Annotated in this window: 21 protein-coding genes and 2 tRNA genes; 10 read left to right on the top strand and 13 right to left on the bottom strand. The window is 64.4% G+C overall.

Translation table 11 applies throughout. The features are described 5' to 3' along the window. The 9 genes from P4U43_RS06895 to tadA form a co-directional block, all read right to left on the bottom strand. On the bottom strand, positions 1-3,261 hold a 3,261-nt coding region (locus P4U43_RS06895; protein ID WP_277358059.1), incomplete at its 3' end, for a DNA glycosylase AlkZ-like family protein. A 74-nt stretch (positions 3,262-3,335) separates the two neighbouring features. Then, positions 3,336-4,019, bottom strand: coding sequence for a DUF4232 domain-containing protein (locus P4U43_RS06890; protein WP_277358058.1), 684 nt, complete (start codon positions 4,017-4,019; stop codon positions 3,336-3,338). Positions 4,020-4,101: 82 nt separating this feature from the next. Beyond that, positions 4,102-4,824 (bottom strand): YcnI family copper-binding membrane protein, encoded by a 723-nt coding sequence (locus tag P4U43_RS06885; RefSeq protein ID WP_277358057.1) that lies wholly within the window; start codon positions 4,822-4,824, stop codon positions 4,102-4,104. Between the two features lie 76 nt (positions 4,825-4,900). Continuing rightward, positions 4,901-5,500, bottom strand: a complete 600-nt coding sequence (locus P4U43_RS06880) for a hypothetical protein (RefSeq protein WP_277358056.1) — start codon at positions 5,498-5,500, stop codon at positions 4,901-4,903. A 117-nt stretch (positions 5,501-5,617) separates the two neighbouring features. Beyond that, entirely contained in the window at positions 5,618-6,085 is a 468-nt protein-coding gene (locus P4U43_RS06875; RefSeq protein ID WP_277358055.1) for a 23S rRNA (pseudouridine(1915)-N(3))-methyltransferase RlmH, read from the bottom strand. Positions 6,086-6,176: 91 nt separating this feature from the next. Continuing rightward, the gene (locus P4U43_RS06870; protein WP_277358054.1) at positions 6,177-6,584 is read right to left on the bottom strand and encodes an ester cyclase; all 408 of its coding nucleotides are present in this window, start codon (positions 6,582-6,584) and stop codon (positions 6,177-6,179) included. Positions 6,585-6,801: 217 nt separating this feature from the next. After that, positions 6,802-6,891: transfer RNA gene (locus tag P4U43_RS06865), tRNA-Ser, on the bottom strand. Between the two features lie 50 nt (positions 6,892-6,941). Continuing rightward, a complete protein-coding gene (locus P4U43_RS06860; RefSeq protein ID WP_277358053.1) occupies positions 6,942-7,424 on the bottom strand; it encodes a pyridoxamine 5'-phosphate oxidase family protein in 483 nt (160 codons plus the stop codon). A gap of 60 nt (positions 7,425-7,484) precedes the next feature. Then, on the bottom strand, positions 7,485-7,964 hold the full coding sequence (gene tadA, locus P4U43_RS06855; protein WP_277358052.1) for a tRNA adenosine(34) deaminase TadA: 480 nt from the start codon (positions 7,962-7,964) through the stop codon (positions 7,485-7,487). A 22-nt stretch (positions 7,965-7,986) separates the two neighbouring features. Here tadA and upp point away from each other — a divergent pair, with 22 nt between their 5' ends. The 3 genes from upp (at position 7,987) to P4U43_RS06840 (ending at position 10,469) form a co-directional block, all read left to right on the top strand. After that, entirely contained in the window at positions 7,987-8,622 is a 636-nt protein-coding gene (upp, locus tag P4U43_RS06850; RefSeq protein WP_056546288.1) for a uracil phosphoribosyltransferase, read from the top strand. 451 nt (positions 8,623-9,073) lie between these two features. Then, on the top strand, positions 9,074-9,916 hold the full coding sequence (locus P4U43_RS06845) for a winged helix-turn-helix domain-containing protein (RefSeq protein WP_277358051.1): 843 nt from the start codon (positions 9,074-9,076) through the stop codon (positions 9,914-9,916). A 28-nt stretch (positions 9,917-9,944) separates the two neighbouring features. Next, complete coding sequence (locus P4U43_RS06840; RefSeq protein ID WP_056546294.1) at positions 9,945-10,469, top strand: SixA phosphatase family protein; 525 nt, start codon at positions 9,945-9,947, stop codon at positions 10,467-10,469. 29 nt (positions 10,470-10,498) lie between these two features. Here P4U43_RS06840 and P4U43_RS06835 read toward each other — a convergent pair whose 3' ends face one another. Continuing rightward, positions 10,499-11,515, bottom strand: coding sequence for a LacI family DNA-binding transcriptional regulator (locus P4U43_RS06835; RefSeq protein WP_277358050.1), 1,017 nt, complete (start codon positions 11,513-11,515; stop codon positions 10,499-10,501). A 120-nt stretch (positions 11,516-11,635) separates the two neighbouring features. Between P4U43_RS06835 and P4U43_RS06830 the strand changes: the two genes are divergently transcribed. Genes P4U43_RS06830 through P4U43_RS06810 form a run of 5 tightly spaced genes read left to right on the top strand, consistent with a single transcriptional unit; the run spans position 11,636 to position 18,475 of the window. Further along, positions 11,636-12,934, top strand: a complete 1,299-nt coding sequence (locus P4U43_RS06830) for an ABC transporter substrate-binding protein (RefSeq protein WP_277358049.1) — start codon at positions 11,636-11,638, stop codon at positions 12,932-12,934. 9 nt (positions 12,935-12,943) lie between these two features. Then, the gene (locus P4U43_RS06825) at positions 12,944-13,969 is read left to right on the top strand and encodes a carbohydrate ABC transporter permease (protein ID WP_277358048.1); all 1,026 of its coding nucleotides are present in this window, start codon (positions 12,944-12,946) and stop codon (positions 13,967-13,969) included. After that, positions 13,969-14,841, top strand: a complete 873-nt coding sequence (locus tag P4U43_RS06820; RefSeq protein ID WP_277358047.1) for a carbohydrate ABC transporter permease — start codon at positions 13,969-13,971, stop codon at positions 14,839-14,841. The genes P4U43_RS06825 and P4U43_RS06820 overlap by 1 nt, the downstream gene beginning before the upstream one ends. 8 nt (positions 14,842-14,849) lie before the next feature. Continuing rightward, positions 14,850-17,222 carry a beta-xylosidase/alpha-l-arabinosidase gene (locus P4U43_RS06815; protein WP_277358046.1) on the top strand — a complete coding sequence of 791 codons (2,373 nt, stop codon included), beginning with the start codon at positions 14,850-14,852 and terminating at the stop codon, positions 17,220-17,222. Further along, entirely contained in the window at positions 17,219-18,475 is a 1,257-nt protein-coding gene (locus tag P4U43_RS06810; RefSeq protein WP_277358045.1) for an endo-1,4-beta-xylanase, read from the top strand. Before P4U43_RS06815 ends, P4U43_RS06810 begins: the two co-directional genes overlap by 4 nt. A 14-nt stretch (positions 18,476-18,489) precedes the next feature. On the opposite strand, the gene P4U43_RS06805 is transcribed toward P4U43_RS06810, so the two are convergent. After that, a complete protein-coding gene (locus P4U43_RS06805) occupies positions 18,490-19,902 on the bottom strand; it encodes a dihydrolipoyl dehydrogenase family protein (protein WP_277358044.1) in 1,413 nt (470 codons plus the stop codon). A 98-nt stretch (positions 19,903-20,000) separates the two neighbouring features. Beyond that, a tRNA-Arg gene (locus P4U43_RS06800) sits at positions 20,001-20,076 on the bottom strand. 292 nt (positions 20,077-20,368) lie between these two features. Here P4U43_RS06800 and P4U43_RS06795 point away from each other — a divergent pair. Beyond that, on the top strand, positions 20,369-22,228 hold the full coding sequence (locus P4U43_RS06795) for a phosphoenolpyruvate carboxykinase (GTP) (RefSeq protein ID WP_277358043.1): 1,860 nt from the start codon (positions 20,369-20,371) through the stop codon (positions 22,226-22,228). Between the two features lie 88 nt (positions 22,229-22,316). Here P4U43_RS06795 and P4U43_RS06790 read toward each other — a convergent pair whose 3' ends face one another. Then, positions 22,317-23,723 carry a phosphomannomutase/phosphoglucomutase gene (locus P4U43_RS06790; protein WP_277358042.1) on the bottom strand — a complete coding sequence of 469 codons (1,407 nt, stop codon included), beginning with the start codon at positions 23,721-23,723 and terminating at the stop codon, positions 22,317-22,319. A gap of 123 nt (positions 23,724-23,846) precedes the next feature. Between P4U43_RS06790 and P4U43_RS06785 the strand changes: the two genes are divergently transcribed. Beyond that, positions 23,847-25,961, top strand: a complete 2,115-nt coding sequence (locus P4U43_RS06785) for a RecQ family ATP-dependent DNA helicase (RefSeq protein ID WP_277358041.1) — start codon at positions 23,847-23,849, stop codon at positions 25,959-25,961. Positions 25,962-25,977 lie beyond the last annotated feature (16 nt).

Here is a 25,977-nt window from a genome sequence, read left to right as displayed (position 1 = left end):
GGGGCGGAACTCGCCCTCCACCACGCGGCCATCCGCGACCAGCCGCTGCAGGGCGGTGACGACGACGGCGACACCCAGTCCCAGCCGCGCGGCGGCTTCCGCTGCCGTGAAGGGACCATGCGTGCGGGCGTAGCGGCCGACGAGGTCACCCAGCGGGTCCGGGACCGGTTCGATGAACGCCAGCGGGACACCCATGGGCAGCGGCACTCCGAGGGCATCACGCAACCGCGCGGCGTCCTCGATGGCAGCAATGCGTTCTTCCCCGGCAACGTTGACGCGCAGTGCCCGGTTGGCCTTGACCAGCGCGTCCGCGGACGTGGCCGCTTCCCCGGGTTCCTCGGACCGCTCGGCGATTTCGGCGGGGGTCAGGGGGCCAAGCAGGCGCAGGAGGTCCGCGACGCCCTCGAGGCCGCGTGCTTTCCGGTCAGGAGCGAGGCGCTGAAGCTCCTGCTCGGTGTCAGCGATGACGCCGGCGTCGAGGAGTTCACGTAGTTCCGCCCGGCCCAGCAGTTCGTTGAGGAGAGTTGGGTCGAGCGAGAGCGCTGCGGCGCGGCGCTCGGCGAGCGGTGAGTCGCCCTCGTAGAGGAAGGACGCAACGTACCCGAACAGCATGGTGCGCGCGAACGGCGACGGTTGGGACGTGGTGGTCTCGACAATCCGGAGTTCACGGCGGTCGATCTGCGCGGCGATGTCCTTGAGCGCCGGAAGATCATAAACGTCCTGGAGGCACTCGCGGACTGTCTCGAGGATGATCGGGAAGGTGGGGAACTTGCGTGCCACGTCCAGCAGTTGTGCGGAGCGCTGCCGCTGCTGCCACAGCGGGCTGCGCTTGGACGGGTTGTTCCGTGGCAGCAGCAACGCCCGCGCTGCACATTCCCGGAACCGGGATGCGAAGAGCGCGGACCCGCCTACCTGCGCCGTGACAATGCCGTCCAGTTCCTCCGCATCGAAGAGGAACAGGTCGGCGCCGGGAGGCTCGTCTTCCATGAGCGGCACTCGCAGCACAATGCCGTCATCGGACGCCATGGCGGAGCCGTCCATCCCGTACCGCTGCTCAAGGCGGGCACCGACCGCGAGCGCCCACGGCGCATGCACGGGCATGCCGAACGGGCTGTGGAGGACTACCCGCCAGTCACCGAGCTCATCGTGGAAGCGCTCAACCACCAGCGTGCGGTCACTCGGCACCACTTCCGTGGACTGCTGCTGCTCACGGAGATACGCGAGCAGGTTGCCGGCCGCCCACTCGTCCAGGCCGCTCGCGCGGCACCGGGCAGCGGCGTCGTCCTCCGATGCATTCGAAAGTTCGCGGACGAACTTGCCGAGTGCCCGGCCCAGTTCCACCGGCCTGCCCAGGGAATCGCCCTTCCAGAAGGGAAGCTTGCCCGGCTGCCCGAAGGCAGGAGAAACCAGCACGCGGTCATGGGTGATGTCCTCGATGCGCCAACTGGTTGCACCGAGGGCGAAGACATCACCGACGCGCGATTCGTAGACCATCTCCTCGTCCAGCTCACCGACCCGCCGGCCGCCGCGGTTTGATCCGGCGTCCTCGGACCCCACGAGGTAGACGCCGAACAGCCCGCGGTCCGGGATGGTGCCGCCGGAGGTAACGGCCAGGCGCTGGGCGCCGGGCCTGCCGGTGATGGTCCCTTCCACCCGGTCCCAGACGATGCGCGGCCGCAGTTCGGCGAATTCATCCGACGGGTACCGGCCGGCCAGGAGATCGAGCGTCGCCTCAAAGGCGGAGCGGGGAAGCGTGGCGAAGGGCGCGGATGCGCGGACCACGTCGAACCATTCCTCCACATCGATGGTCTCGAGGGCGGTGGCCGCGACGGTTTGCTGGGCAAGGATATCCAGCGGGTTGGTGGGAATGTAGAGCGGTTCGATCTGACCGGCCAGCATCCGTTCGACGGTGACGGCGGTGTTCACGAGGTCTCCGCGGTGCTTGGGAAACAGCACGCCCTCGGAGACCTCGCCCACTTGGTGCCCGGCCCGGCCCACGCGCTGGAGGCCGCTGGCCACGGAGTGCGGGGACTCGACCTGGATCACCAGGTCAACGGCGCCCATGTCGATGCCCAGTTCCAAGGACGACGTCGCCACAACACACCGCAGCCGGCCGGACTTCAGGTCATCCTCAATGAGCGCGCGCTGGTCTTTCGATACAGAGCCGTGGTGGGCGCGGGCGAGCAACGGCTCGGCGCCCTCGGTCTGCCCTGCCTGGGCCATCAGTTCGGCGGGCGTGCGCTTCAGTTCGGCTCTCTCGACAGCCGCCGGATCGGCGGGAGAATCCGCAGGCGTAACCGAGGGCGCGTTCGCGGGTGGATCCCAGAAGGACGCGGCTTCCAGGCGTTCAGCATGAATCTCGTTCAGCCGGGCGGTGAGCCGCTCGGCCAGCCGGCGGGAGTTGGCGAAGACGATCGTTGACCGCTTGGTCTGGATCAGGTCGACAATCCGCTCCTCCACATGAGGCCAGATGCTCGGCGAGGCAGTGGGGCCGCCGTCGTCGTCGTCGGTGGTGGGTGCGCCGCCCAGTTCGGTCATGTCTTCCACGGGCACGGTGACCGTGAGATCCCACGACTTTTTCGAAGGCGGAGCCACGATCTCCACCGGAGCATTCCCCGCGAGGAAGCGGGCCACGGTCTCCTTTGGCTCCACCGTTGCCGAGAGGCCAATCCGCTGGACCGGCTTCTCCAGCATCGCATCGAGCCGCGCCAGGGAAACTGCGAGGTGCGCGCCCCGCTTGGTTCCGGCTACCGCATGGACCTCGTCGATGATGACGGTGTCCAGGTCCATCAGGGTTTCCCTCGCCCGGGAGGTGAGCATGAGGAAGAGGGATTCCGGCGTGGTGATCAGGATGTCCGGCGGCCGGGTGAGCAGCGCGCGACGCTCGGCCTGGGGTGTGTCCCCGGAGCGCACGCCCACGGAGACGGACGGTGCCGGCAGGTCCAGTCGCTTGGCGGTCTGGGTGATGCCGATCAGCGGAGCGCGCAGGTTGCGCTCAACATCGACGCCGAGCGCCTTCAACGGAGAGATATACAGCACGCGGGTGGACCGCTTGCCCTCAACGGGACGCGCAATGAAACTGTCCAGCGCCCAGAGGAACGCGGCGAGGGTTTTCCCCGATCCGGTTGGAGCGACGACCAGCGCGTGCGAGCCCGCCGAGACGGCGTTCCACGCGCCCTCCTGGGCAGGGGTGGGTGCGGAGAAGGCGCCCTCGAACCACTGGCGTGTGGCGGGCGTGAATTTCTCAAGCACCGATGTCATCGATTCATCATCTCCTACCCCTCCGACACATTCTGTCAGCTGCGGTGGGAGCACACGGTGCCGAGAGTTTGCTGTCAGGGTGACAGCGGTTTCGTGGGAGCTACCGTCATGAGCACGATGTCTTCGGCTGCGCACGCGGTGCCCGTCTGGTCGACGATCAGCGACTCGGTGTCATTCGGCGGGTACACGCGCAGGCCGGCAACGTCCGTCAGCTCGCAGTCAGCACCGTAGTTCTGTGCGTTTGTCTGCTTCACGGGTGCAACAGCGGATTCACCTGGAGCCAGGATCACCTCGGCGGATTCCGCGGGCTCGCGGTCTGCGGGTGCGCCCACCTGGTTGCCGGCGGCGTCCACATAGGACACCCCCGGGTAGCCGGTGATCTCGCACTCCTCGCTGGCCGTATTCGTGAAGATGATCTGCCGGTAGACGCTGCCCGGTGCGCCGCCGCCCATTTCGGTTTCGAGGACCGCGCTGAGCATGTCGGCGGTGCAGACGCCGTCCGCAGGCGACGCCGTCGGGCTCGCATCCGCGGTGGCGGATTGCGTGGGTTCGCTGCTCTCGGAGGGCTCTGCGGAGGCGGACTTCGAGGTCGATTGGGAAGGCGTCGGCTCCTCCGCGGTCGTCGGCTCCTCGCTAGCCGACGACGCGGGACCGGTCTCTTCCGCTGCCGGCTCGCCGGAGGCGCAACCCGTCAGGGCGAGCGTTCCAAGTGCGACGGCGGCGGCGAGCAGGCAGGAAGCGGGTACACGGGTGGTCATGAACTCACCCTTATGGGGAACGTTCCCTGCGTCAAACAGCCGCGACGGCGCGTGGCCGATTGAGGCAGGGAACGTTAGACCCTTACGCCTTGGAGTTGCGCGTGCGCAGGAGGGCGGTGACGCCGGCGATCAGCCCGAGCAAGCCGGCTCCAAGTCCTACGTAGCCAACGGTGGAGGCGCCGGAGGAGTCATTGCTGGCGGACGCGCTTTCCAGATCAGCTTCTTCGGCGGTGGTTTCCGTTGCCGCTTCCTCAGCGTGGCCGTGCTCCTCGGCTCCGGTCAGCGTGATGGTGGGTGCGGGTGCCTCGAGGCTGTGCGGGTCCTCGCCCTCAGCGGGGATTTCCGCCCAGTCGGTCTCTCCCTCCACACAGCTCTGCAGGACGGGGAACGCAAGCGTTTCACCCTCGCGCTCCGGCAGCTGAACCGACATGTCGAACTGCTGCAGGTAGCCGTCCTGCACAGGGGTCTCGGCTGTGTATACGATCTGCCCGACGCGCTCGGTCACGCTGCTTCCGTTATCCAGTGTCAGCGGCTCATCGAGCGTCTCGGTTACCTTCTCCACCGTCCACCCGGGAACAATCTCCGGCTTGGCGTCCACCAGGGGTTCCGGCAGGGAAATGGTGAGCTTGTTGGTGGGCGAACCCTCGCAGTCGTGCGAGAACGACACAGTCAGCAGGGCGTGTGCGCCCGCCGCCGTGGTGTCGGGGGTGATGTTGACGTGTGCTGCGGCGCCGGTGAGGCCAAGGCCCATCAGGCCAGTGGTTGCGGCAGCTGCGGTCAGGGTACGGCGAACTGAAGATTTCATGGTGTTACCTCTCAAAGGTGCTTGTCCAGGAACAAGCTGAAGTGTGGAAAGGGCGCTGATGTGGCGCCGGTGTTGGTTAGTGAGAGGTGGACAGGGGCGGACCGCGCAGCTGCCTCATGCTCAGCAGCGGCGCGAGGTAGTCGTGGACGGGAGCTGCAGGGATGACCGGGAGATCGGCCAGCGGCGGAAAAGCCACCAGCCGCGGCAGCGCGGCAAGGGGCCGCAGCCACTGCGCCGCCAGTTCCAGCGCCGCTTCCCCGTGATAAAGCATTAGCGCGGTGACAATGACAGCACCGGCGTGCGCCGCGAGCATCAGCGGGTTGTCGAACATCGAGAAGGCATGCGCGTGCTCCATGCCGCCGGCGGGCGTGCAGTGAACCTGTTGCGGACCGAAGTGGACGCTGGAGGTAGGGACGCAGGCCGCCGTCGTCGTCAGTGTTGTGAACGCCTGGTGAAGCAGTATCTGACCGGCGCCGAGGGTACCCAGCACGGCGGGGAGCGGCAGTTTTTTCCGCGACAGGATGGTCACCGCGAGCAGCGTGGTGACCGCGAGCGTTCCGAGGATGAGCGGGCTGGGAAGCCCTGCTCCACCGGCAAGGTGAGCGCCTGCGGCAAGGAAGAAGATAACGACGGCGGTGGCAATCGCGCGTACGAGGCGCGCGTGCGTGCTGGCCATCAGTCTCCTCCTCCCGCGATGCCGTTCTACTTCCTGTAGAAGTAGTAGGTTCTTCCTACTCTATTCGCTGCCGCTGACGCTTTGGCTCGGTCCTACCGCTCGTGATGGTCAGGGCGGCTACTCGTGATGGTAGGGCCGGCGCCCTGCAATTTCCTGGGACCGGTAGAGCTGCTCGGCGAGGATGAGCCGGACCAGCTGGTGCGGAAAGACGAGCGGTGAGAGAGACCAGACAAAGTCGGCGCGTTGGTGCACTTCGGGATTGACGCCGTAGGCTCCGCCGATGATCAATGTGATGTTGCGGGAATTGTCGAGGGGCTGCTGGAGCCGGGCAGCGAGGGTGGGGGAGTCTATGGCTTTGCCTCGCTCATCGAGGAGGAAGACGTAATCGGCGGCGTTCTTCCCGCCCAGCCGTTCGAGGAGGCGTGCCGACTCCTCGTCCCGGGCGGCGTCGCCTTCGCGGGCGGAATGCGGGATGAGTTGCCAGGAAAGGTCAAAGGGCTTCTTCAGCCGCTTCTCGTAGCGGGCAATGCCGTCGGCAACCCAGGGTTCATGTTTCCGGCCGACGGCCAGCGCGCGTAATGCCATGCTCCAACGCTAACGCCGACGCGAAGCGGGTCAGCAGTCATAGTGCCGCAAAGGGCACGATGGCTGCTGACCCGCTGTACTCAGATGCGACCTATGCAGCGCCGAGCTGCTTGAGGATACCTGCCTCGTCGGAGCAGCCCCAGCGTTCCACGATCAACCCGTTCTCGAAGCGGGCCACTTGGATTCCGCGGATACGGATGCTGCGTCCGGTCGGTTCAATACCCTGAAAAGGACCCTGGTGTGTCCCAGCGAGAGTCAGTACTACGGTGACCTTGTCTTCGTCTGCCATCAACACTTCAGGATTAAGCTCGAGGTCCGGGAAGGCGTTCAGGAAGTCAACCCAGAAGTCGATGATGCCGCGGACACCCGGAGCGGCGTCCGGAGCGGGGTCATGGTCAACGACGTCCTGCGCAAACACTTCATTCAGCCGGTCCACCTCCCGGGCAGCGATGATGGAGCCGAGCTTTTCCTGTGCCTTGAGATTGATATCGCTGGACATGGATGAGTCCTCCTTGGATTGTCAGTAGCCTTACTACCCACCATTGCCGTAAAGGTTGCCGGGCGCAACCCGTGGGCTGTCTGGTCTCTGGGTATCGAGCCGTACGTGTAGCAAAGCACGGCAGAAATTCTGCTATTGCTCCACACCGCAGGGCTTTTCTCGAGGAAGCAAAAGGCCCTGTTTCCCGTTGTGACGAGGGAAACAGGGCCTTCTCAGGTGGCGGTGACGGTGGGATTTGAACCCACGTTGGCTTTTACACCAAACAACATTTCGAGTGTTGCACCTTCGGCCGCTCGGACACGTCACCAACGCCAACACTTTACCGGCTGAGTGACTCTGCGCCCAAAACGGCGGACGCTAGAGGTCGACGACGTCGTTCTTCCCCGGATCAGGGCGCTCGCCGGTAACCATGCCCTTGGCAATCTCGAAAGCCGCAACCACTCGTGGTGTATCAAACGACCAGTATTCGGCGGTGTCGGCGTCCACCTTGATCAGGGCAACAGACGGATCATCCTTGCCGTCAAACCACGGCTTGACCGAAGAACTCCACAGCTCATCAATCTTGGCGCGGTCCTTCGTCAGCGTCGCCGTCCCCGCTACGGACAGATAGCCCTTGCCGCTGCTGATGGACACGTTCACCTGTGGGTTGGCGCGGATTTCATCCGCCTTCGGGGAGGGGTCCTCCGTGAAGAACCACAGGTCGCCGTCGAACTCTGCCTCCTGCACCGCGAGCGGCCGGCTCACAAGCTGGCCCTGGGCGTTCACAGTGGTGAGGATCGCGATATCAGCGTCCTTCACAATCTTCCTGAGTTCCTTCATGCCGTCCTGTTGCGAATTCATTCCTGCTCCCTATCTGCCGCGATGGCGTGATTGGTAAGTGTACTTAGCAATCACCCTACGTCATCCCCTCCGGGCGGCGAAGAACTCCTTCAACAGGGCTGCGCACTCGTCCTCGCGGACCCCGGGGAAAACTTCGGTCCAGTGATTCAGCCGGCGTTCACGCAGCACGTCAAATACTGACCCGGCGGCGCCCGCTTTCTCATCCCAGGCGCCGAAAATCACGCGGGGAATCCGCGCAAGCACGCTTGCACCCGCGCACATCGAACACGGCTCGAGCGTCACCACCAGCGTGCAGCCTTCCAGCCGCCAGGCGCCCAGCGCGGCAGCCGCCCGCCGGATGGCCAGTACTTCCGCGTGGGCGGTGGGATCACCGGTTACCTCACGCTCATTCCAGCCGGTGCCCAGCACCGTTCCATCAGGACCGACGACGACGGCGCCAATCGGTACGTCCGCCGTCTCACCCGTGTGCCGGGCGGCGGCCAGCGCCAGCTGCATCCACGCGGCATGGTCCCGCTCTGCGGGGACGCGGTGGCTGGACATGTGCCAATGATACTTTTGAGCAATGCGCGTTCTGGTAGTGGACCATCCCCTGGTGTCCCATAAATTGACGGTCCTGAGGGACAAGAACACTCCGTCTCCGGTCTTCCGGTTACTCACGGAGGAACTGGTGACACTGCTCGCGTATGAGGCCACGCGGGATGTGCGCGTTGAGCCGGTGCAGATCGAGACTCCTGTCACCACAACGGTCGGAACCGGCCTGGTCAAGCCGACGCCCCTCGTCGTTCCCATTCTCCGCGCAGGTCTGGGCATGCTCGAGGGAATGACCCGCCTCGTGCCCACCGCGGAAGTCGGTTTTTTGGGGATGGCCCGGAATGAGGAGACTCTCGAGGCCATCACTTACGCTGAACGGCTCCCTGATGACCTCACGGGCCGGCAGGTGTTCGTGCTCGATCCCATGCTGGCTACGGGAGGAACCCTCCGTGAGGCCATCAAGTTCCTGTTCCGCCGCGGTGCAGCTGATGTCACCTGCATCTGCCTCCTTGCCGCGCCCGAGGGACTCGAGGTCCTCAAGCAGGAACTGGAGGGCAAAAACGTCACCATCGTCCTTGCCTCCATCGACGAGAAACTGAATGAAAACGCCTACATCGTGCCTGGCCTCGGTGATGCAGGAGACCGCCTCTACGGCGTCGTCGGCTAGCTGGGTCGATTGTCCACTATCCGGGCGCTCACCCCTGAGCACTTCCGGACATCCAGAGGTTCTCTGGACAATATGCCGCTCACAGGTGCGCCTCGCCACCTTTTCGTCTTCAAGTGCCGCGCAACGATGCTGATGGTTTGACATTTTGTCTTCACTCGAAGCGTCCACCATGCGGACGCCCTACCATTGTTACTTGTGCGTAGCTGATTGTTACGTGTAATAATTCGGATTGTGAACACCAACTCAGCAGCATCTGCAGCCGCAGCTTATTCCCCGGGCATCATGTCCGCGCAGGAATCTCGCTGCTGTCGAATGTGCGCGTAACGGTTTACCCCACCCTCTTACGCATTCCCTAGCCCAACGGCGGGCTCCACAGAAGCTCCATCTCGACCGGGCACACCCCTGCATTCGAGCCGTGATGACGGCGATTCACCATGAGGTTGTTTAAAACATGACCGTTTCTTCCGGATACGTCCACATTTCCCTCCGCAACGCACAAAACCGCGCGAGTATTCAGCGCCAGACTTACGGGCAGCGCCCGGGGTTTCCGACCTACAGTCAACCGACCGCACCCTCGTATGCGCCGGCCTACGGACAGTTGAAGCCAGTGCCTACACCTGCTGACTCTGCCAACCCCATCACTGCGCCGGTCCCGGTGGTCACTCCCAACGGGATTCCTGGACCGCAGGCGGTAACGGCGGACACCACCGCCCGTGGATTTGTTCTCTACGTTGCACTGGACGAGGACACCGCTGCCGAGAATGACACCACGCTGAGCAAGCTGGCACAGGACGTGCGGGCCTACGTCCGCACACTCGTCCCCGGCGCACAGAGCCACGCCGCCGTCGCGCTTGCTCCGGCAGACGCCGTCGGCACCGATATTGATGTTGTCCGGCAGGCGCTGGGTGACCCTACGGTGAACCGCCGTCAGCGCACCGAACAGCAGCCCACACCTCCTCCGGCTCCACGTCCCACCGGAGTGCTGATTGACCTGTCCCGGCGCGAGGTGCACCTCGACGGTGACATTCTGAACCTGACCTTCAAGGAGTTCGAACTCCTTAACTACCTGGTCGAAAATGCCTCGCGGACAGTTGGCCGTGAGGAACTGCTCAGCGGGTTGTGGCGCAACGCCGATGAGGTTCCAAATGAGCGCACCATTGACGTGCACATCCGCCGCCTGCGCTCGAAGCTTGGCCGTCTGGCCAACACGGTGCGCACGGTTCGCGGGCAGGGTTACCGCTTCTATGAGCACCCTGAAGTTGTGGTGTGGGCTGCTCCGGAGTACTCCATCTAAGGTGCCGCTTTCCAAGTAGGGTGAGGGAATGTCTTCCCACCATCTGAAGCGCCTGATGCTCCTGCGGCACGCGAAGTCGGACTGGCATTCGGATGTGCCGGACCATGAGCGGCCCCTGAGCGGACGGGGACACCGGGACGCGCCACTGATTGGGCGGTGGATGGTGGAGCACGACGCCCTGCCGGACCTCATTCTGACGTCCAGCGCACTACGCGCGCGCCAGACCTGCATCTGGGTGTGCCAGGAGTTGGGGGAGAAGGCTCCGACTCCCCGGCTCGAGCCGAAACTGTATGCGGCAACCGCCACGGAGATACTCGCGGTGATCAACCAGGTGCCGGACACCGCAACAAGCGTCCTGGTGATCGGGCACCTGCCCGGCATCCAGAACCTCGCCATGCGGCTCGCGTCTGTGGACTCCGATGAGGACGCTGTGGTTGACCTTGCCAGCCACTATCCGACGGCGGGACTCACCGTCCTCAGTCATGCCTCGCAGTGGGGGGAACTGGACGGGCGTGACGCCGAGGTGAGCAACTTCGTGGTTCGCCGCGCCTAGGGGAAGGGCAACACCTCAGCCTCGGCACGTCAGCCCGCAGCCGGCGCGGCCGTACTTTCACGGACGACGAGCCGCGTTGCGAGGTCCATCCTGGGGATGGTTTCGAGGGTGCTCTCACTCATACGGATTACGAGCCGCGCCGCTTCCTCGGCCATTGCCGTGAGCGGCTGATGCACGGTTGTGAGCGCAGGACTGGACCACTGAGCGAGCTGCAGATCGTCGTAACCGACGATTGACAAATCAACGGGCACCCGGAGCCCGAGGGTCCTGGCAGCCTCGATGACGCCGAGCGCCTGGAGGTCGCTCCCCGCGAAGATCGCTGTGGGGCGGTCGGGCAGCGCCAGGAGTTCGAGAGCGGTGCTGCGGCCACCGTCGACCTGGAAGTTGCCGAATCGCACGAAGCGTTCATCGATCTCAATACCGGCCGAGTTCATGGCGGATCGGTATCCGTCGACGCGGGCGAAGGAGCACATCATGTCGTCGCGACCGGTGATCGCGGCAATCCGGGTGTGTCCCAGTTCGATGAGATGGCGGGTGGCGACGAGGCCACCGGACCAGTTCGCCGACCCGACCGAGGGGACATCCGGGGCTGGATCGCCGGCCGGGTCGATGATCACGAACGGGATGGCGCGGGATTGGAGGGTCGCCTTCGCTTCCGCTGCGAGACCGGCGAAGACGAGCACCACCCCGACCGGGCGCCGGCGGAGAACCCCGGTGATCCAGGCCGGGGATGGGGAGTGGCGGTCACCCGACTCGGTAAGCACGACGCTCAAATCGTTGGCGCGAGCGACATTTTCGACTCCGCGGATGATCTCCATGGCCCAGGCCGTCTCTAATTCGGGGAAAACGAGCTCGATCAAGGTGCCCCTGTTGGGCAGGCCCGGGCGTCGTTGGTATCCCTGCTTGGAGAGGAGTTCTTCGATTTTCGCCCGCGTCTGCGCGGAAACGTCGGACCGTCCGTTGAGGACTTTCGAGACAGTGGAGACCGAAACTCCGGCCTCATCGGCTAATTCATTGAGCTTGACCTTGCTACCTGAGTCGATCATGAGGAACCCAATCTCTATTCGTTGCGGAAAACTCTTGCCTTTCACAGGAGCAATGTTTAGGCTCGCACCATACTAACAACTTTCGGCGCAAATGTCGAAACTTTCGAGAGGCGTTCAAAGATGAACAAGCAGAACACCAGGAAGCTGTTGACCGTTGGGGTGGCGACAGCAGTCGCCCTCGGCGGACTGTCAGCGTGTGGCTCCAGCGATGGAGCAACAGAAGGTGGCGACGTCACCATGACGTTCTGGCAGAACTCGACGACCGGTGCCGGCAAGGCGTACTGGGAGAAGACGGTCGCAGCGTTCGAGGAGGCAAACCCCGGCGTCACGATTGAGATGCAGTCCATCCAGAACGAAGAGATGGACGGGAAGCTCCAGACGGCGCTGAACTCCGGCGATGCACCGGACATCTTCATGGCGCGCGGCGGCGGCAAGCTTGCGGACGTCGTTGCAGCAGGACAGGCCATGGACATCTCGGATTCCATCGACGACGCCACCAGGGCCGCTGTGCCCGAAGGCGTATTGAGCGCCTTCGAGGTTGACGACAAGATCTACGGAATGCCGACCGCGGTGCTGCCTGGCGGCATGTTCTACAGCCAGGACCTCTTCGCCGAAGCGGGCGTCGAGGGAACACCGACGACCATCGACGAGCTCGGCTCCGTCGTTGACAAGCTCAAGAGTGCAGGAATCGAACCCATCGCCGTCGGCGCGAAGGATGCGTGGCCGGCAGCGCACTGGTACTACTTCTTCGCGTTGCGGGCATGCTCGCAGGATGCGATGAACGAAGCGGCCGAGTCGAAGCAATTTGACGACCCATGCTGGCTCGAGGCTGGAAAGGAACTGGAGAAGTTCGTGAAGACGGAACCGTTCAACAACGGATTCCTCACCACATCGGCGCAACAGGGAGCAGGCAGCTCTGCAGGTCTCCTTGCGAATAAAAAGGCAGCAATGGAACTCATGGGCGCCTGGAACCCAGGTGTCATCGCATCGCTGACCCCCGACGAGAAGCCGCTGCCTGACCTTGGCTGGTTCCCGTTTCCTGAGGTTGAGGGAGGCGAAGGCGCCGAGGGCGCCATGATGGGTGGCGTCGACGGCTTCACCTGCTCCGCGCAGGCCCCGAAAGAAGAGTGCACTGCGTTCCTGAACTTCTTCATGCAGCAGGAACATCAGGAGGCCTACGCAGAGGCGTTCCAGACTCTCCCCGCTAACCAGGACGCCCAGGCGGTTGTCACTGACCCGGCGCTCCAGTCGATCCTGGAGGCGTACAACGACGCACCGTACGTCATGGTGTGGCTGGACACCCTGTTCGGTCAGAACGTCGGGAACGCGCTGAACAAGGGCGTTGTCGACATGTTCGCCGGTCAGGGCACAGCTGAAGACATCGTCTCCGCCGTGAACGATGCCGCAGCAAAGGGATAGCAGCAGATAATGACTGAACCTGCCGTGGGTGCTCCGTTGTTGACCGACAAGCAGCCGCCGCAGGGCACGGTAACGGCAGGGGACGGCGTTCGCGCGTCGTCCCCTGCCGCACCGCGGCCCAAACGGCGTCCAACGGACTGGCGCAAGCGCCTCGAGATCATGCTTCTGGCCGGGCCGGCGATCATCGTTTTTGTCGCCTTCGTCATCTTCCCGGTCGTCCTCGCCGGCTACTACGGCTTCTTCCGCTGGAAGGGCTTTGGGCCGGCCACCGATTTCGTCGGTTTCGAAAACTACCTGATCATCTTTCAGGACAGCGCGTTCCACGACGTGCTGCGCCACAACGGGTTCATTTTGGTGCTCTCCCTGGTCATCCAGGGCCCCATTGCGGTCGTCCTCGCACTCCTGCTCAACCGGAAGATCCGTGGCCGGTCGATCATCCGCGTCCTCATCTTCGTCCCGTACATCATTTCCGAAGTCATCGTCGGGATTGGCTGGGGTCTCATGCTGCAGACGTCCGGTGCCGTCAATGGGCTGCTCGAAAGCATCGGATTGGGAGCTTTCCAGGCAGACTGGCTCTCTGATCCGAGCATCGCCATCTGGTCCCTGATGGTGATCATCTCGTGGAAGTACATCGGCTTCGCCGTCATCCTCTTTCTCGCCGGACTGCAGAGCATCCCAGACGAATTGTTCGAGGCGGCCTCGATCGACGGCGCCAGCTACTGGCAGACCCAGCGCACCATCACGCTGCCGCTCCTCGGGCCGACCTTGCGGATCTGGGCGTTCCTGTCAATCATCGGCTCGCTGCAGCTGTTCGACCTGGTCTTCATCATCTGGGGCCAGTACGTCGCCTCGACTGCGGGCACCTCGACCATGGCCACCTACATGGTCGCCAACGGACGCACGTCGGGCAACTTCGGCTACGGCAGTGCTGTCGCCGTCGTCATGTTCCTGATATCCCTCGTCATCGCATTGATCTACCAGCGGTTCGTTCTCCAACGCGACACCGCCGGTGCCCTCACGGAAGGAAAGAAGTGATGACTGTTCTCGAAGCTCCCACACCCACGCGCGAAAAGCGTCGACCGAGTAACCGCCAGCCATGGGGCAGCCCGGCGACCTACTTCATCGCCTTTGTCTTCATCGCGCTCTGTCTCGGACCCGTCGTCTACATCATCCTCGGTGGGTTCCGCGACAACTCGCAGATCACCAATTCGCCCGCGGGACTCCCGAACCCGTGGAATTTCGACAACTACGCTGAGGTGCTCGCGAGCCCGACCTTCTGGCAGCAGGTCGGCAACTCGGCGATTGCCGGGATCGCCACGACCATCGGTGTGGTGGTGCTGGGCCTGATGGCGAGCTTCATCCTTGCGCGATACACGTTTGCCGGTCGTGGAGCGATGTATTCACTGTTCGCCGCCGGGCTCATGTTCCCGATGACCGTGGCGATCACGCCGCTCTACATCCTCGTCAGGGATCTCGGCCTGATGAACAGCCTGGCTGGCGTGATCCTCCCGCAGATCGCCTTCGGCTTGCCGGTGACGATCATCATCCTGGTCCCGTTCCTCAAAGCCATCCCCGATGAGATCGAAGAGGCGGCGTCGATCGACGGCACGAGCCGGCTGGGCTTCTTCTTCCGGATGGTCGTTCCTTTGTCGCTGCCGGGCGTGGTGACGACGGGCATCCTTGCTTTCGTGGCGAGCTGGAACAGCTACCTTCTGCCGCTGTTCATCCTCAGCAACCAGGAGACGTACACCCTGCCGCTCGGCGTTCAGGCGTTCGCTTCGCAGTATTCGGTGGACACGGCAAAGGTACTCGCCTTCACCTCACTGTCCATGATTCCGGCACTGATATTTTTCACGCTGTTCGAGCGTCGCATCGTCGGCGGACTCACCGGCGCCGTCAAAGGTTAGGACTTCCCTTGAGCACCACAACATCCACGACGACCACGCCTGCATGGCAGGACGTCACCGCATCCGCTTCCGACCGCGTCGAAGCACTCCTCACCGAGCTCACGCTCGAGGAGAAGATCGCCCAGCTGTTCGGCGTCTGGGTCGGTGCGTCCAGCGAGGGCGGGGACGTTGCCCCGCATCAGAACGACATGGACGACGTCGTCGACCTCGATGCCCTTCTGCCGAACGGGCTCGGCCAGTTGACTCGACCGTTCGGCTCGGCTCCGGTCGACCCGGCGCTCGGGGCGCTGTCCCTCCTCCGCAGCCAGCGCCGGATCGCGGCATCCAACCGGTTCGGCATCCCGGCTGTTGCGCATGAAGAGTGTCTTGCCGGCTTCGCCACCTGGGGGGCGACCGCCTATCCGGTGCCCCTGGCCTGGGGTGCCTCGTTCAATCCGGGGCTCATTGAGCGGATGTCACACCGCATCGGGTCCGACATGCGCTCGGTCGGCATCCACCAGGGCCTTGCCCCGGTGCTCGACGTGGTGCGGGATGCCCGCTGGGGCCGCGTCGAAGAGACCATCGGTGAGGACCCGTATCTCATCGGCACCATCGGAACGGCGTACGTCCGTGGCCTCGAGTCCGCAGGAATCGTCGCAACTCTGAAGCACTTCGTCGGATACTCGGCGTCGAAAGCCGGCCGTAACCTCGCGCCGGTCTCGGTCGGTCCGCGTGAACTCGCTGACGTGCTGCTCGTCCCGTTCGAAATGGTCATGCGTGAAGGCAAGCCGCGTTCGGTCATGCACTCCTATACCGACGTCGACGGCGTGCCATCCGCGGCCGACGAGTCGCTGCTCACCGGAGTCCTGCGCGACACCTGGGGTTTCGACGGCACCGTCGTCGCCGACTACTTCGGGATCGCCTTCCTGAAACTGCTTCACGGCGTCGCGGGTTCGTGGGGCGAGGCCGCTGCTCTCGCGCTTAAGGCGGGCGTGGACGTCGAACTGCCAACGGTGAAGACCTTCGGTGCGCCGCTGGCTGAAGCGGTCCGGTCGGGTGACCTGCCCGAGGCGGTCATAGATCGTGCCCTCCGGCGTGTGCTGCGCCAGAAAGTCGAACTCGGACTGCTCGATCGTGACTGGGATGCCACACCCGAAGCGCTGCGGGACGCAGACGTGGACAACACGGAAGGCATCCGCGGCATCATCGACCTGGACAACCCCGGCAATCGGGCGGTCGCCCGCGAGATCGCCGAACAGTCCATCGTGCTTGTGAGCAACGACGGGACCCTTCCGCTCGCCGCCCCGCGCCGCATTGCTGTCGTCGGGCCGACCACCGACGACCCCTTCGCCGTTCTCGGCTGCTACTCCTTCCCTGCGCATGTCGGCGTGCAGCATCCTGGCATACCCCTCGGTATCGAACTGCCTACCCTGCTGGATAGCATTCGCATCGAGTTTCCCGAAGCCGACATCGAACACGTACCGGGCACGACGATCGACGGAGGAGAAACCGCCGGGATCCCCGCAGCGGTGGATGCTGCAACGCGGGCGGACGTCGTCATCGTCGCCCTCGGCGACCGGGCCGGGCTTTTTGGCCGCGGCACAAGCGGTGAGGGCTGCGACGTCGAGTCGCTCCGCCTGCCCGGTGCCCAACAGAACCTTCTCGATGCCGTCCTGGCAACATCGACTCCTGCCGTGGTCACCCTGCTCGCTGGACGACCGTATGCGCTGGGATCCGCTGTCACGGGCGCCAGCGCGATCGTGCAGGCCTTCTTCGCAGGAGAAGAAGGAACCGCCGCGCTCGCCGGCATCCTCTCCGGCCGGGTCAATCCGAGCGGGCGCCTGCCTGTGAGCATCCCGGCCTCAGAGGGAACGCAGCCGTCCACATACCTGGCCGCTCCCCTGGCGCGCTCCAACGGAGTGTCGAACATCGACCCGACCGCGGTCTTCGCGTTCGGGCATGGGATCGGGTATACGACCTTTGACTGGAGCGCCGGCGAGCACGGGCCGGGTACGGTCGGAGTCGATGGCACGGCGACCCTCGGCCTCCGTCTGCGCAACACCGGGGACCGTGCCGGGACAGAAATCGTCCAGATTTACGTCCACGATCCGGTCGCGTCAGTGGTGCGCCCGGTGCAGCGTCTGGTCGGTTTTCAGCGCGTTGACCTGTTGCCGGGCGAATCCGTCGAGCTCTCGATACACGTTCCCGCTGATGTCACCGGCTTCACCGGCCGAAACGGCGAGCGGATCGTCGAACCGGGAGAGATCGTCTTTGGTCTTGGAGCGTCGAGCACCGACATACGGATCACTCACTCGGTGCAGCTCTCTGGGGAAGCCCGCGTCGTGGGCTTCGACCGGGCCTTCCATCCGAGTTTCAACGAGATCGCGCGGAGCGCCTCTTGAGTGTCGATCACCGCCGGGTGACGGCGCAGGTCACCGTGCTGGACTCCTTCGGCAATCCCGCGCGCAACGCGGATGTCACCGTCGAACAGCTGAGTCATGACTTCACCTTCGGCAACATCGGTTTCGACTTCATCCCGCTCGCCAATGGGGAGACCGAGCAGGCCGCCGCGGCGGAGCCCGTTTTCGGAGGGGCAGGTTCTGCGGGCCTGCCGGAGCTCGAGACGATGTGGCTCGACCTCTTCAACACTGCGACCCTTCCGTTCTACTGGCGAGGATTCGAGCCGACCCGCGGCAAGCCTGACACCCGAAGGCTTCTCCGGGCCGCCTCGTGGTTCGCTGAGCGCGGAGTGGCGGTGAAGGGGCATCCGCTTACTTGGCACACGCTGGCGCCCGAGTGGCTCACCGGTCTACCGGTGGCGGAGATCGAGCGGCTGCAGCGCGAGAGGATCCGACGCGAGGTGACCGGCTTTTCCGGGGTCATCGACTCGTGGGACGCCATCAACGAAGTCGTCATCATGCCCGTGTTCACGGCAGAGGAAAACGGTATCACCCGGCTTGCGCGGAGCATTGGCCGCGTGCCCATGATTCAGCTCGCGTTCGAGGAAGCTCGTGCCTCGAACCCTTCGGCGACGCTCGTCCTGAACGACTTCGACTTGTCGAGCGACTACGAAGCCCTGATCGAGGGCGCGCTTGAAGCGGGAATCGCTGTGGATGCGATCGGCCTGCAGACGCACATGCATCAGGGGTATTGGGGAGAAGAGACCATGCTCGCGATGGTCGACCGGTTCGCCCGCTTCGGGCTGCCCCTCCATCTGACCGAGACGACTCTGCTGTCGGGGGACCTCATGCCGCCGGGGATCGTCGACCTCAACGACTATCAGATCCCATCCTGGCCGTCGACGCCCGAGGGAGAGGGCAGGCAAGCGGACGAGGTCGTCCGCCACTATCGCTCACTCGTGGGCCACCCGGCCGTGCAGGCCATCACCTACTGGGGGCTCACCGACGACGGAGCGTGGCTCGGTGCGCCGGGCGGGCTTGTTCGCGCCGACGGCACGCCGAAACCTTCGTTTCACGCTCTGCGGTCGCTGATCAAGGGCGAGTGGTGGCTGCCGGGAACGACGATGCGCACGGATCATGACGCACGCTTGACGATTACGGGTTTCTTCGGTGATTACGTGATCAAGCGCGACGGGCAGAGTGCGCCGGTCTCGCTCGGGCGGGGGCGTGAAACGGCCACCGCCCGATTCCGCTGAGAGACAGACACGCCCTAAAGCCCGTACTTCTCAAGCAGCCGGAGCCACACTTCGCTGATCGTTGGGTACGCGGGCACGGCGTGCCAGAGGCGGTGCAGCGGAACCTCACCGGCAATGGCGATGGTCGCAGCGTGCAGGAGTTCGGCTACGTCCGGTCCGGCGAAGGTCACGCCCACCAGAACCTTCCGTTCCTCGTCCACCACCATCTGCGCCCAACCCTGGTAGCCGTCGGCGTGGAGGGAAGATCCGGCAACCGACAGCTCCAGTGACGTCTCGCTGACGTTCAGCCCGTCCTTGCGTGCTGTCTCGAGTGTCCGGCCCGCCATGGCGATTTCCGGATCGGTGAAGACAACCTGGGGGACGGCGTACGAATCCGCGGTGGCTGCAAACGGCCCCCACCTTTCCGGCGGCCCCTGCAACTCGCCCTTCGCGCGGGCAACGATCGCATCCCCGGTCATCCGGGCCTCGTATTTTCCCTGATGTGTGAGGAGCACTTTCCCGGCGGCGTCGCCCACTGCGTAGAGCCAGGGATGGCCGCTGACCTGGCCGGAGTCATCAGTGTCCAGCCGCCGTGGTTCGAGCCCGAGTTCCTCCACACCGAGACCTGCCAGGGCAGGATGGCGGCCGGTGGAGACGAGGAGCTTCTCTGACTCCACAACGGTTCCGCCGGCGAGGCTCACGCGGAAGCGTTCGCCATCGTAAGCAACCGATTCGGTGCCGGTGTTCAGATGAAGGGTAACGCCGTCGTGCTCCAGGCCCTGCTGCACCAGCCGCGCCGCGGGTTCCGGGTAGCTGCCCAGCAGCGCGCTCCGGGCGATCAGGGTGACCGCTGAACCAAGCCGGGCGTAGGCCTGCGCCAGTTCTGCACCTGCAACTCCGCCGCCCAGCACTGCGAGCGATTCCGGCACTTCCTTGGCAGATGTCGCTTCCCGCGTACCCCAGAAGTTGAGGCCGTCAAGACCGTCGATAGGAGGAATGGTCGGCGCGGATCCCGTAGCGAGAGCGACGGCGTGGCGCGCAACCAGGGTGGTGGCGCCGTCGTCGGTGGTCACCTCGACCCGACGCTCGCCGGTGAGGCGGGCGCGGCCGCGGACCAGTGTGATTCCGGTCTTCTCCACCCATTCGACCTGCGAGGAATCATCCCAGTGCGAGGTGAATTCGTCGCGGCGGGCCAGTACCTGCTGGGCATCAAGGGTGCCGGTGACTGCTTCACGTGAGCCCGCGACCGCGCGCGCGGAGTGCAGGGCGGAACCCGGCCGCAGCAGTGCCTTCGACGGCATGCAGGCCCAGTAGGAACACTCGCCGCCCACCAGTTCCGATTCGACGAGGGTGGCGGAGAGCCCTCCCTGAATCACACGGGCGGCAGCATTCTCGCCCACCGCGCCGGCTCCGATAACAATGACGTCGGTGGTCTGCTCGGCACTCATGGTCCTGAGCTTGGCACCGGAGATGCGGTGGGGCAAGCTCCGAAGAACGGGAGAGGTTAAACCAAAACCGCCCCGGTTGCCCGGAGCGGTTTGTTTAGTGGTGCGCGCGAAGGGATTCGAACCCCCAACCTTCTGATCCGTAGTCAGATGCTCTATCCGTTGAGCTACGCACGCAGTTCAAAGCCGTTGTGAATGACTTCTCCATGGCCGTTTGGCCGTAGATCACTTTACAGCCATTCGGAACCTAATGCTAATTGGCGGAAGTGCTCGATTACAGCCGCAGAGCGGGCTAGACCGGTCTACGTGACGTTTATCACACTAAGCAGGGTGAGGAGTTAGGTAAAACCGCGTACTTGCGCGGATCACCGCGTTCGCAGGACCAACAGTACGCCTTCGACGGCGGAAATCCGCGCTGATACCGCCCCTAGCATCAATACACACCACCCACCCAACGAAGGGACGAGACATGGGCGATTCTGTGCGGCAGCCGTTGCTTGCTGACCGAGCGACTGAGCACGATGCAGTAATGGCTGCACCTACAACTCATCGGGAACTGCTGGCCTGGGTCGAGGAGACTGCCGCGCTGACGCAGCCGGACCGGGTGTATTGGGTCAACGGATCCGCTGAGGAGAACGCACAGCTCAGCGATGAGCTGGTCTCCGCCGGCACCTTCAAGCGCCTCAATCCCAAGCTCTTCCCCAACTCTTTCGCAGCGTTCTCCGACCCGGCCGATGTTGCCCGGGTCGAGGAGCAGACCTTCATCTGCTCGCAGAACGAGCGGGACGCCGGATTCACCAACAACTGGATGGACCCGGACAAGATGAAGGAGAAGCTGCGCGGCCTGTTCGCCGGCTCCATGCGCGGCAGGACCATGTATGTGATCCCCTTCGTCATGGGCCACCTCGATGCGCAGAGCCCGAAGTTCGGCGTCGAGATCACGGACAGCGCCTATGTAGTGACCTCCATGCGCATCATGGCGACCATCGGTACCGAGGTCCTGGACCGGCTGACCGAACTCAATGCCGAGTTTGTCCCGGCCCTTCATTCCGTAGGTGCGCCGCTGGAGCCGGGGCAGCAGGACGTCGCGTGGCCGTGCAACGAGGAAAAGTGGATTGTGCACTTCCCGGAGGAGCGCTCAATCTGGTCCTTCGGATCCGGTTACGGCGGAAACGCTTTGCTTGGCAAGAAGTGCTATGCCCTTCGCATTGCTTCGGTGATGGCCCGGGACGAGGGCTGGCTCGCTGAGCACATGCTCATCCTGAAGCTCACTTCTCCGGAGAACAAGACGTACTACGTTTCCGCAGCCTTCCCGTCCGCTTGCGGCAAGACGAACCTCGCCCTCCTCGACCCGACCATTGAGGGGTGGAAGGTCGAGACACTCGGAGACGACATCACATGGATGCGTTTCGGGAAAGAGGGCGAATTGCGGGCGGTCAACCCCGAAGCCGGCCTGTTCGGCGTGGCGCCCGGCACCGGGTGGGACACGAATCCCAACGCCATGCGTGCCATCGCCAAGGGCAATTCCGTGTTCACCAATGTTGCATTGACTGACGACGGCGGTGTCTGGTGGGAGGGCATGACCGAGGACGTGCCAGCACACCTGATGGACTGGCAGGGCAACGACTGGACGCCCTCCTCGGACAACCCGGCTGCCCATCCCAATGCCCGGTTCTGCACGCCGATCGACCAGATCGACATGCTTGCCGAAGAATTCAACGACCCTGAGGGCGTTGAACTGTCGGCGATCCTCTTCGGCGGCCGGCGAAAGACCACCGTCCCCCTCGTGACGCAGTCACGCGACTGGACCAACGGCATCTTCATGGGCTCCACCCTGTCCTCGGAGACCACGGCCGCCGCTGCCGGAGCGGTTGGCAGGGTGCGCCGCGATCCAATGGCGATGCTGCCCTTCATTGGTTACGATGCCGGTGATTACCTCAGCCACTGGCTGAAAGTCAGCGGCCAGGCAGACCAGGCGCGGTTGCCGAAGATCTTCCTCGTGAACTGGTTCCGCCGCACCGCGGACGGCGGCTTTGCGTGGCCGGGCTTCGGTGACAACTCACGGGTGCTCAAGTGGATCATCGAACGGCTCGAGGGCCAGGCCGATGCCGTTGAGACCCCGATCGGGTACGTGCCGGCGCCGGACGCGATCGATCTCACCGGCCTGGACCTCACCGCCGCTGACGTTGAGCAGGCGGTCCGGGTGGATGCTGACGAGTGGGCTGCCGAGCTGGAGGGCATCGAGCAGTGGTACCAGCAGTTCGGGGAGTCACTGCCCGCGGAGCTATCCGGAGAACTGCAGCGGTTGAAGGAGCGTTTCGCGGTCTAGCGGCGGGTAAGCCCTAGCGGCGAGTAGTCCGTAACAGTGTGGCCGGTTCTTCCAACGGGGGGCGGCCACACTGACTTAAGAAGGGCAGTTACTGCCGGATCTGCTCGAGAACCGCAGTGGTGAGGCTTTCGAGGGTCTCAGGCTTTTCGGCTTCCGCATTGAGCCTCAGGAACGGCTCCGTATTGGACGCCCGGAGGTTGAACCACCAGGAGCCGTCGTCGGCAGTAAAGGTGAGGCCATCAACCTCGTCCACTGTGACGCCGTCGTTCTCGAATTCCTGCCGGACGCGCGCGGTCGCGGCAGCGACGTCGTCGAGCCGGGTGTTGATCTCGCCGGAGGCGAAGTAGGGCTCGTATTCACGGCCGAGCTCGGACAGCGGCTGATCCTGTTCGCCGAGCGCGGCGAGCACATGCATGGCTGCGAGCATTCCGGTGTCTGCGTTCCAGAACTCACGGAAGTAATAGTGAGCCGAGTGTTCGCCGCCGAAGACCGCGCCCTCCTCTGCCATGACGGCCTTGATGAAGGAGTGGCCCACGCGCGTGCGCACCGGCCGGCCGCCCTCTGCGCGAACCAGTTCCGGCACGGCGCGTGAGGTGATCAGGTTGTGGATGATCACGGGTTCCTGCTCGCCGGCAGCCTGCGCACGGCGGATCTCCCTGCGCGCCACCATGCCCGTGATTGCGCTGGGCGAAACCGGGTTGCCCTGCTCATCGATGACAAAGCACCGGTCCGCGTCCCCGTCGAAAGCGAGCCCGATGTCCGCGCCGTTACTGACCACTGCCTGCTGCAGGTCGCGGAGGTTTTCCGGCTCGAGGGGATTGGCGGGATGGTTGGGGAAGGTGCCGTCCAGCTCGAAATAGAGCGGAATGATCTCGAACGGCAAAGCGTCCAGGTACTCGGCCCCAAGCACTGCCGGCGTAGTGAGCCCTGCCATGCCGTTACCTGCATCCACAACAACCTTCATCGGGCGGCTGCCCGAGAGATCCACCAGCGAACGCAGATACTCGGCGTAATCCTTCAGTACATCCCGTGAGGAAGTGGAGCCACGCCGCTCGCCTGCCGGAATGGTGCCTTCGGCAAGGTACTTCTCCGCCAGCTCCCGGATCTCCGCAAGGCCCGTCTCGGAGGACACCGGGACTGCGCCGGGGCGGGACATCTTCATACCGTTGTACTGGGCGGGATTGTGACTGGCTGTGAAGGTGACGCCTGCGGCGTTGTACCTGCCGCTGGCGTAGTAGAGCTCATCAGTGGAGATCAGACCGAGGAACACCACATCTGCGCCGCGGGTGGTAGCGCCTTCCGCGAAGGCCTCGGAAAACTCCGGCGAGGAAGGGCGCATGTCGCCGCCAACCAGGACGGTTTCCCCGGACAGTTTCAGCACATCAACGAAGGCGGCGCCCACTGCCCGGACGGACTCCGTGGTGATGGTCTCACCGACGATCCCTCGTACGTCATAGGCTTTGAACGATGCGGACAGATCGATGGTTGTGTTCACGCTGGAAAGTCTAACCGCTTGGCTTCGGCCGTCCGGAGGCTGGGGAGTAATGGACGACGACGGTTGTCCACACTGCGCCGAAGCCCGCCGAATGCGTCAGTACCAACTGCCATACTGGGGCGCATGGCTGAAACAACCACCCTCCACCAGCAGGCGCTCGCGATTCTTCGAACACTCGTGGGGCGCGAGGACGCCGCATTTCATGAGGGCCAGTTCGAGGCTATCGAGGCGCTGGTCAGTGGTGGGCGCCGGGCCCTGGTGGTGCAGCGCACCGGGTGGGGGAAATCCGCCGTGTACTTCGTTGCGAGCCTGCTGCTGCGCGCCATGGGTGCGGGACCCACCCTCATCGTGTCTCCGCTGCTCGCGCTGATGCGGGACCAGGTGGCTGCCGCCGAGCGCGCAGGTGTCCGGGCCGCTGCCATCAATTCGGCAAACCAAACCGAGTGGCAAGAGATCACCACCACGCTCGACGCGGACCAACTGGACGTGCTCCTGGTGTCCCCGGAGCGGCTGAATAACCCGGCCTTCCGCGAGAACCAGCTGCCGGAACTCATCCGTCGCACCGGGCTGCTGGTGATTGACGAGGCCCACTGCATCTCTGATTGGGGTCATGATTTCCGGCCGGACTACCGGCGCCTCCGCGATCTCATCACCACGCTGCCGCAGGGCGTGCCCGTGCTTGCAACCACGGCCACCGCCAACTCCCGCGTGGTCAAGGACGTCGAAGATCAGCTCGGCACCGACGGAACCGCTGTCTACACGCTGCGCGGAGAACTTGCCCGCAAGTCGCTGCGGCTCGGCGTGCTGCGCCTTCCCAGCCCCCGCTCACGGCTCGCGTGGCTCCTGACCCACCTGAATGATCTGCCTGGAAGCGGGATCATCTACACCCTCACCGTCTCTGCAGCTGAAGACACTGCACGCCTCCTGCGGGAGAGCGGCCATTCCGTGCTGGCCTACACCGGCCGAACAGACCCGGCGGATCGTGAAGCGGCGGAGAAGGCACTCAAGAACAACGAGGTGAAGGCGTTGATCGCCACGAGTGCCCTCGGCATGGGCTTCGACAAACCCGATCTCGGGTTCGTGGTGCACCTTGGCGCGCCGTCCTCTCCGGTCGCCTATTACCAGCAGGTGGGCCGCGCCGGCCGAGGAACCCCCAACGCGGATGTGCTGCTGCTTCCGGGAAATGAGGACCGCGAAATCTGGGAGTACTTCGCCACCTCGTCCATGCCCGCCGAGGACAAGGCGCAGCGGATCCTGGCGGAACTGGCAGGAGGAACGGTGCTCTCCACGCCGGCCCTCGAAGCCCGGGTGGACGTGCGGCGATCGCCGCTCGAGCTTCTCCTGAAGGTGCTTGACGTGGATGGTGCGGTACAGAAGGTGACCGGAGGTTGGCAGGCCACCGGGAGGCCCTGGGAGTATGACCGCGAGCGGTATTCGCGCATTTCGGCAGCTCGTGTGCAGGAGCAGAACTCAATGCTCGACTATGAAAATACCAGTGGCTGCCGGATGGAATTCCTCGCTGCCGCGCTCGATGATCCGCTGGCTGCGCCCTGCGGCCGCTGCGACAACTGTGCCGGGTCCTGGTTCTCGGACGAAGTGTCACACGACGCCTCGGAGAGTGCCGCCAGCGCGCTCGGCAGGGTCGGTGTCCTTCTGGAACCCAGGAGCCAATGGCCATCCGGGATGGACAAGCTCGGTGTCCCCGTCAAGGGGCGCATCCCCGCGGACCAGCAGGTCTCCGCCGGACGTGCACTCGCACGCATGACTGACCTCGGCTGGGGGAACCGGGTACGGGAACTCCTTGCGGACTCATCCGAAGACGCCGCGCTGGACCCGGCAGCCGTGCAGGCCTGTGTGCGGGTGCTCGCAGAATGGCAGTGGGACACCAGACCGGTGGCGGTGGTCAGCATGCCCTCACGACGGCGCGCTCTGCTGATCCGTTCGCTCGCCGAAAGCTTGGCCGGCGTGGGCCGAATCCCTCACCTGGGGGCACTTCAACTGCCGCAGGGCTGGCCGAGCGGCAGCTCCGGCGGCAACAGTGCGTTCCGTCTCGCAGCGGTGTGGGAGAGGTTTGCGGTACCGGACGAAGGCCGTGCCTGGTTCGCGGCGAATCCCGGCCCGGTGCTGCTGGTCGATGATCTGGCGGACAGCCGGTGGAGCCTCACAGTCGCCGGAAGGGCACTGAGGCAGGCAGGCGCCCAGGAAGTGCTTCCCTTTGTCCTCGCACTGAAGGCCTAACCGTTCAGCAGACACG

The organism is Arthrobacter vasquezii (assembly GCF_029455255.1).
In the GTDB taxonomy this organism is placed as follows: domain Bacteria; phylum Actinomycetota; class Actinomycetes; order Actinomycetales; family Micrococcaceae; genus Arthrobacter_D; species Arthrobacter_D parietis.
The sequence above is the reverse complement of the archived record's forward strand: the minus strand, read 5'-3'. Positions and strand labels throughout refer to the sequence as shown.

What these genes read in the sequence shown, in the direction of transcription:
- P4U43_RS06890 (WP_277358058.1), bottom strand. Translation starts at nt 4,019, where the DNA reads ATGACCACCCGTGTACCCGCTTCCTGCCTGCTCGCCGCCGCCGTCGCA.
- P4U43_RS06885 (WP_277358057.1), bottom strand. Translation starts at nt 4,824, where the DNA reads ATGAAATCTTCAGTTCGCCGTACCCTGACCGCAGCTGCCGCAACCACT.
- P4U43_RS06880 (WP_277358056.1), bottom strand. Translation starts at nt 5,500, where the DNA reads ATGGCCAGCACGCACGCGCGCCTCGTACGCGCGATTGCCACCGCCGTC.
- P4U43_RS06875 (WP_277358055.1), bottom strand. Translation starts at nt 6,085, where the DNA reads ATGGCATTACGCGCGCTGGCCGTCGGCCGGAAACATGAACCCTGGGTT.
- P4U43_RS06870 (WP_277358054.1), bottom strand. Translation starts at nt 6,584, where the DNA reads ATGTCCAGCGATATCAATCTCAAGGCACAGGAAAAGCTCGGCTCCATC.
- P4U43_RS06860 (WP_277358053.1), bottom strand. Translation starts at nt 7,424, where the DNA reads ATGAATTCGCAACAGGACGGCATGAAGGAACTCAGGAAGATTGTGAAG.
- tadA (WP_277358052.1), bottom strand. Translation starts at nt 7,964, where the DNA reads ATGTCCAGCCACCGCGTCCCCGCAGAGCGGGACCATGCCGCGTGGATG.
- upp (WP_056546288.1), top strand. Translation starts at nt 7,987, where the DNA reads ATGCGCGTTCTGGTAGTGGACCATCCCCTGGTGTCCCATAAATTGACG.
- P4U43_RS06845 (WP_277358051.1), top strand. Translation starts at nt 9,074, where the DNA reads ATGACCGTTTCTTCCGGATACGTCCACATTTCCCTCCGCAACGCACAA.
- P4U43_RS06840 (WP_056546294.1), top strand. Translation starts at nt 9,945, where the DNA reads ATGTCTTCCCACCATCTGAAGCGCCTGATGCTCCTGCGGCACGCGAAG.
- P4U43_RS06835 (WP_277358050.1), bottom strand. Translation starts at nt 11,515, where the DNA reads ATGATCGACTCAGGTAGCAAGGTCAAGCTCAATGAATTAGCCGATGAG.
- P4U43_RS06830 (WP_277358049.1), top strand. Translation starts at nt 11,636, where the DNA reads ATGAACAAGCAGAACACCAGGAAGCTGTTGACCGTTGGGGTGGCGACA.
- P4U43_RS06825 (WP_277358048.1), top strand. Translation starts at nt 12,944, where the DNA reads ATGACTGAACCTGCCGTGGGTGCTCCGTTGTTGACCGACAAGCAGCCG.
- P4U43_RS06820 (WP_277358047.1), top strand. Translation starts at nt 13,969, where the DNA reads ATGACTGTTCTCGAAGCTCCCACACCCACGCGCGAAAAGCGTCGACCG.
- P4U43_RS06805 (WP_277358044.1), bottom strand. Translation starts at nt 19,902, where the DNA reads ATGAGTGCCGAGCAGACCACCGACGTCATTGTTATCGGAGCCGGCGCG.
- P4U43_RS06795 (WP_277358043.1), top strand. Translation starts at nt 20,369, where the DNA reads ATGGGCGATTCTGTGCGGCAGCCGTTGCTTGCTGACCGAGCGACTGAG.
- P4U43_RS06785 (WP_277358041.1), top strand. Translation starts at nt 23,847, where the DNA reads ATGGCTGAAACAACCACCCTCCACCAGCAGGCGCTCGCGATTCTTCGA.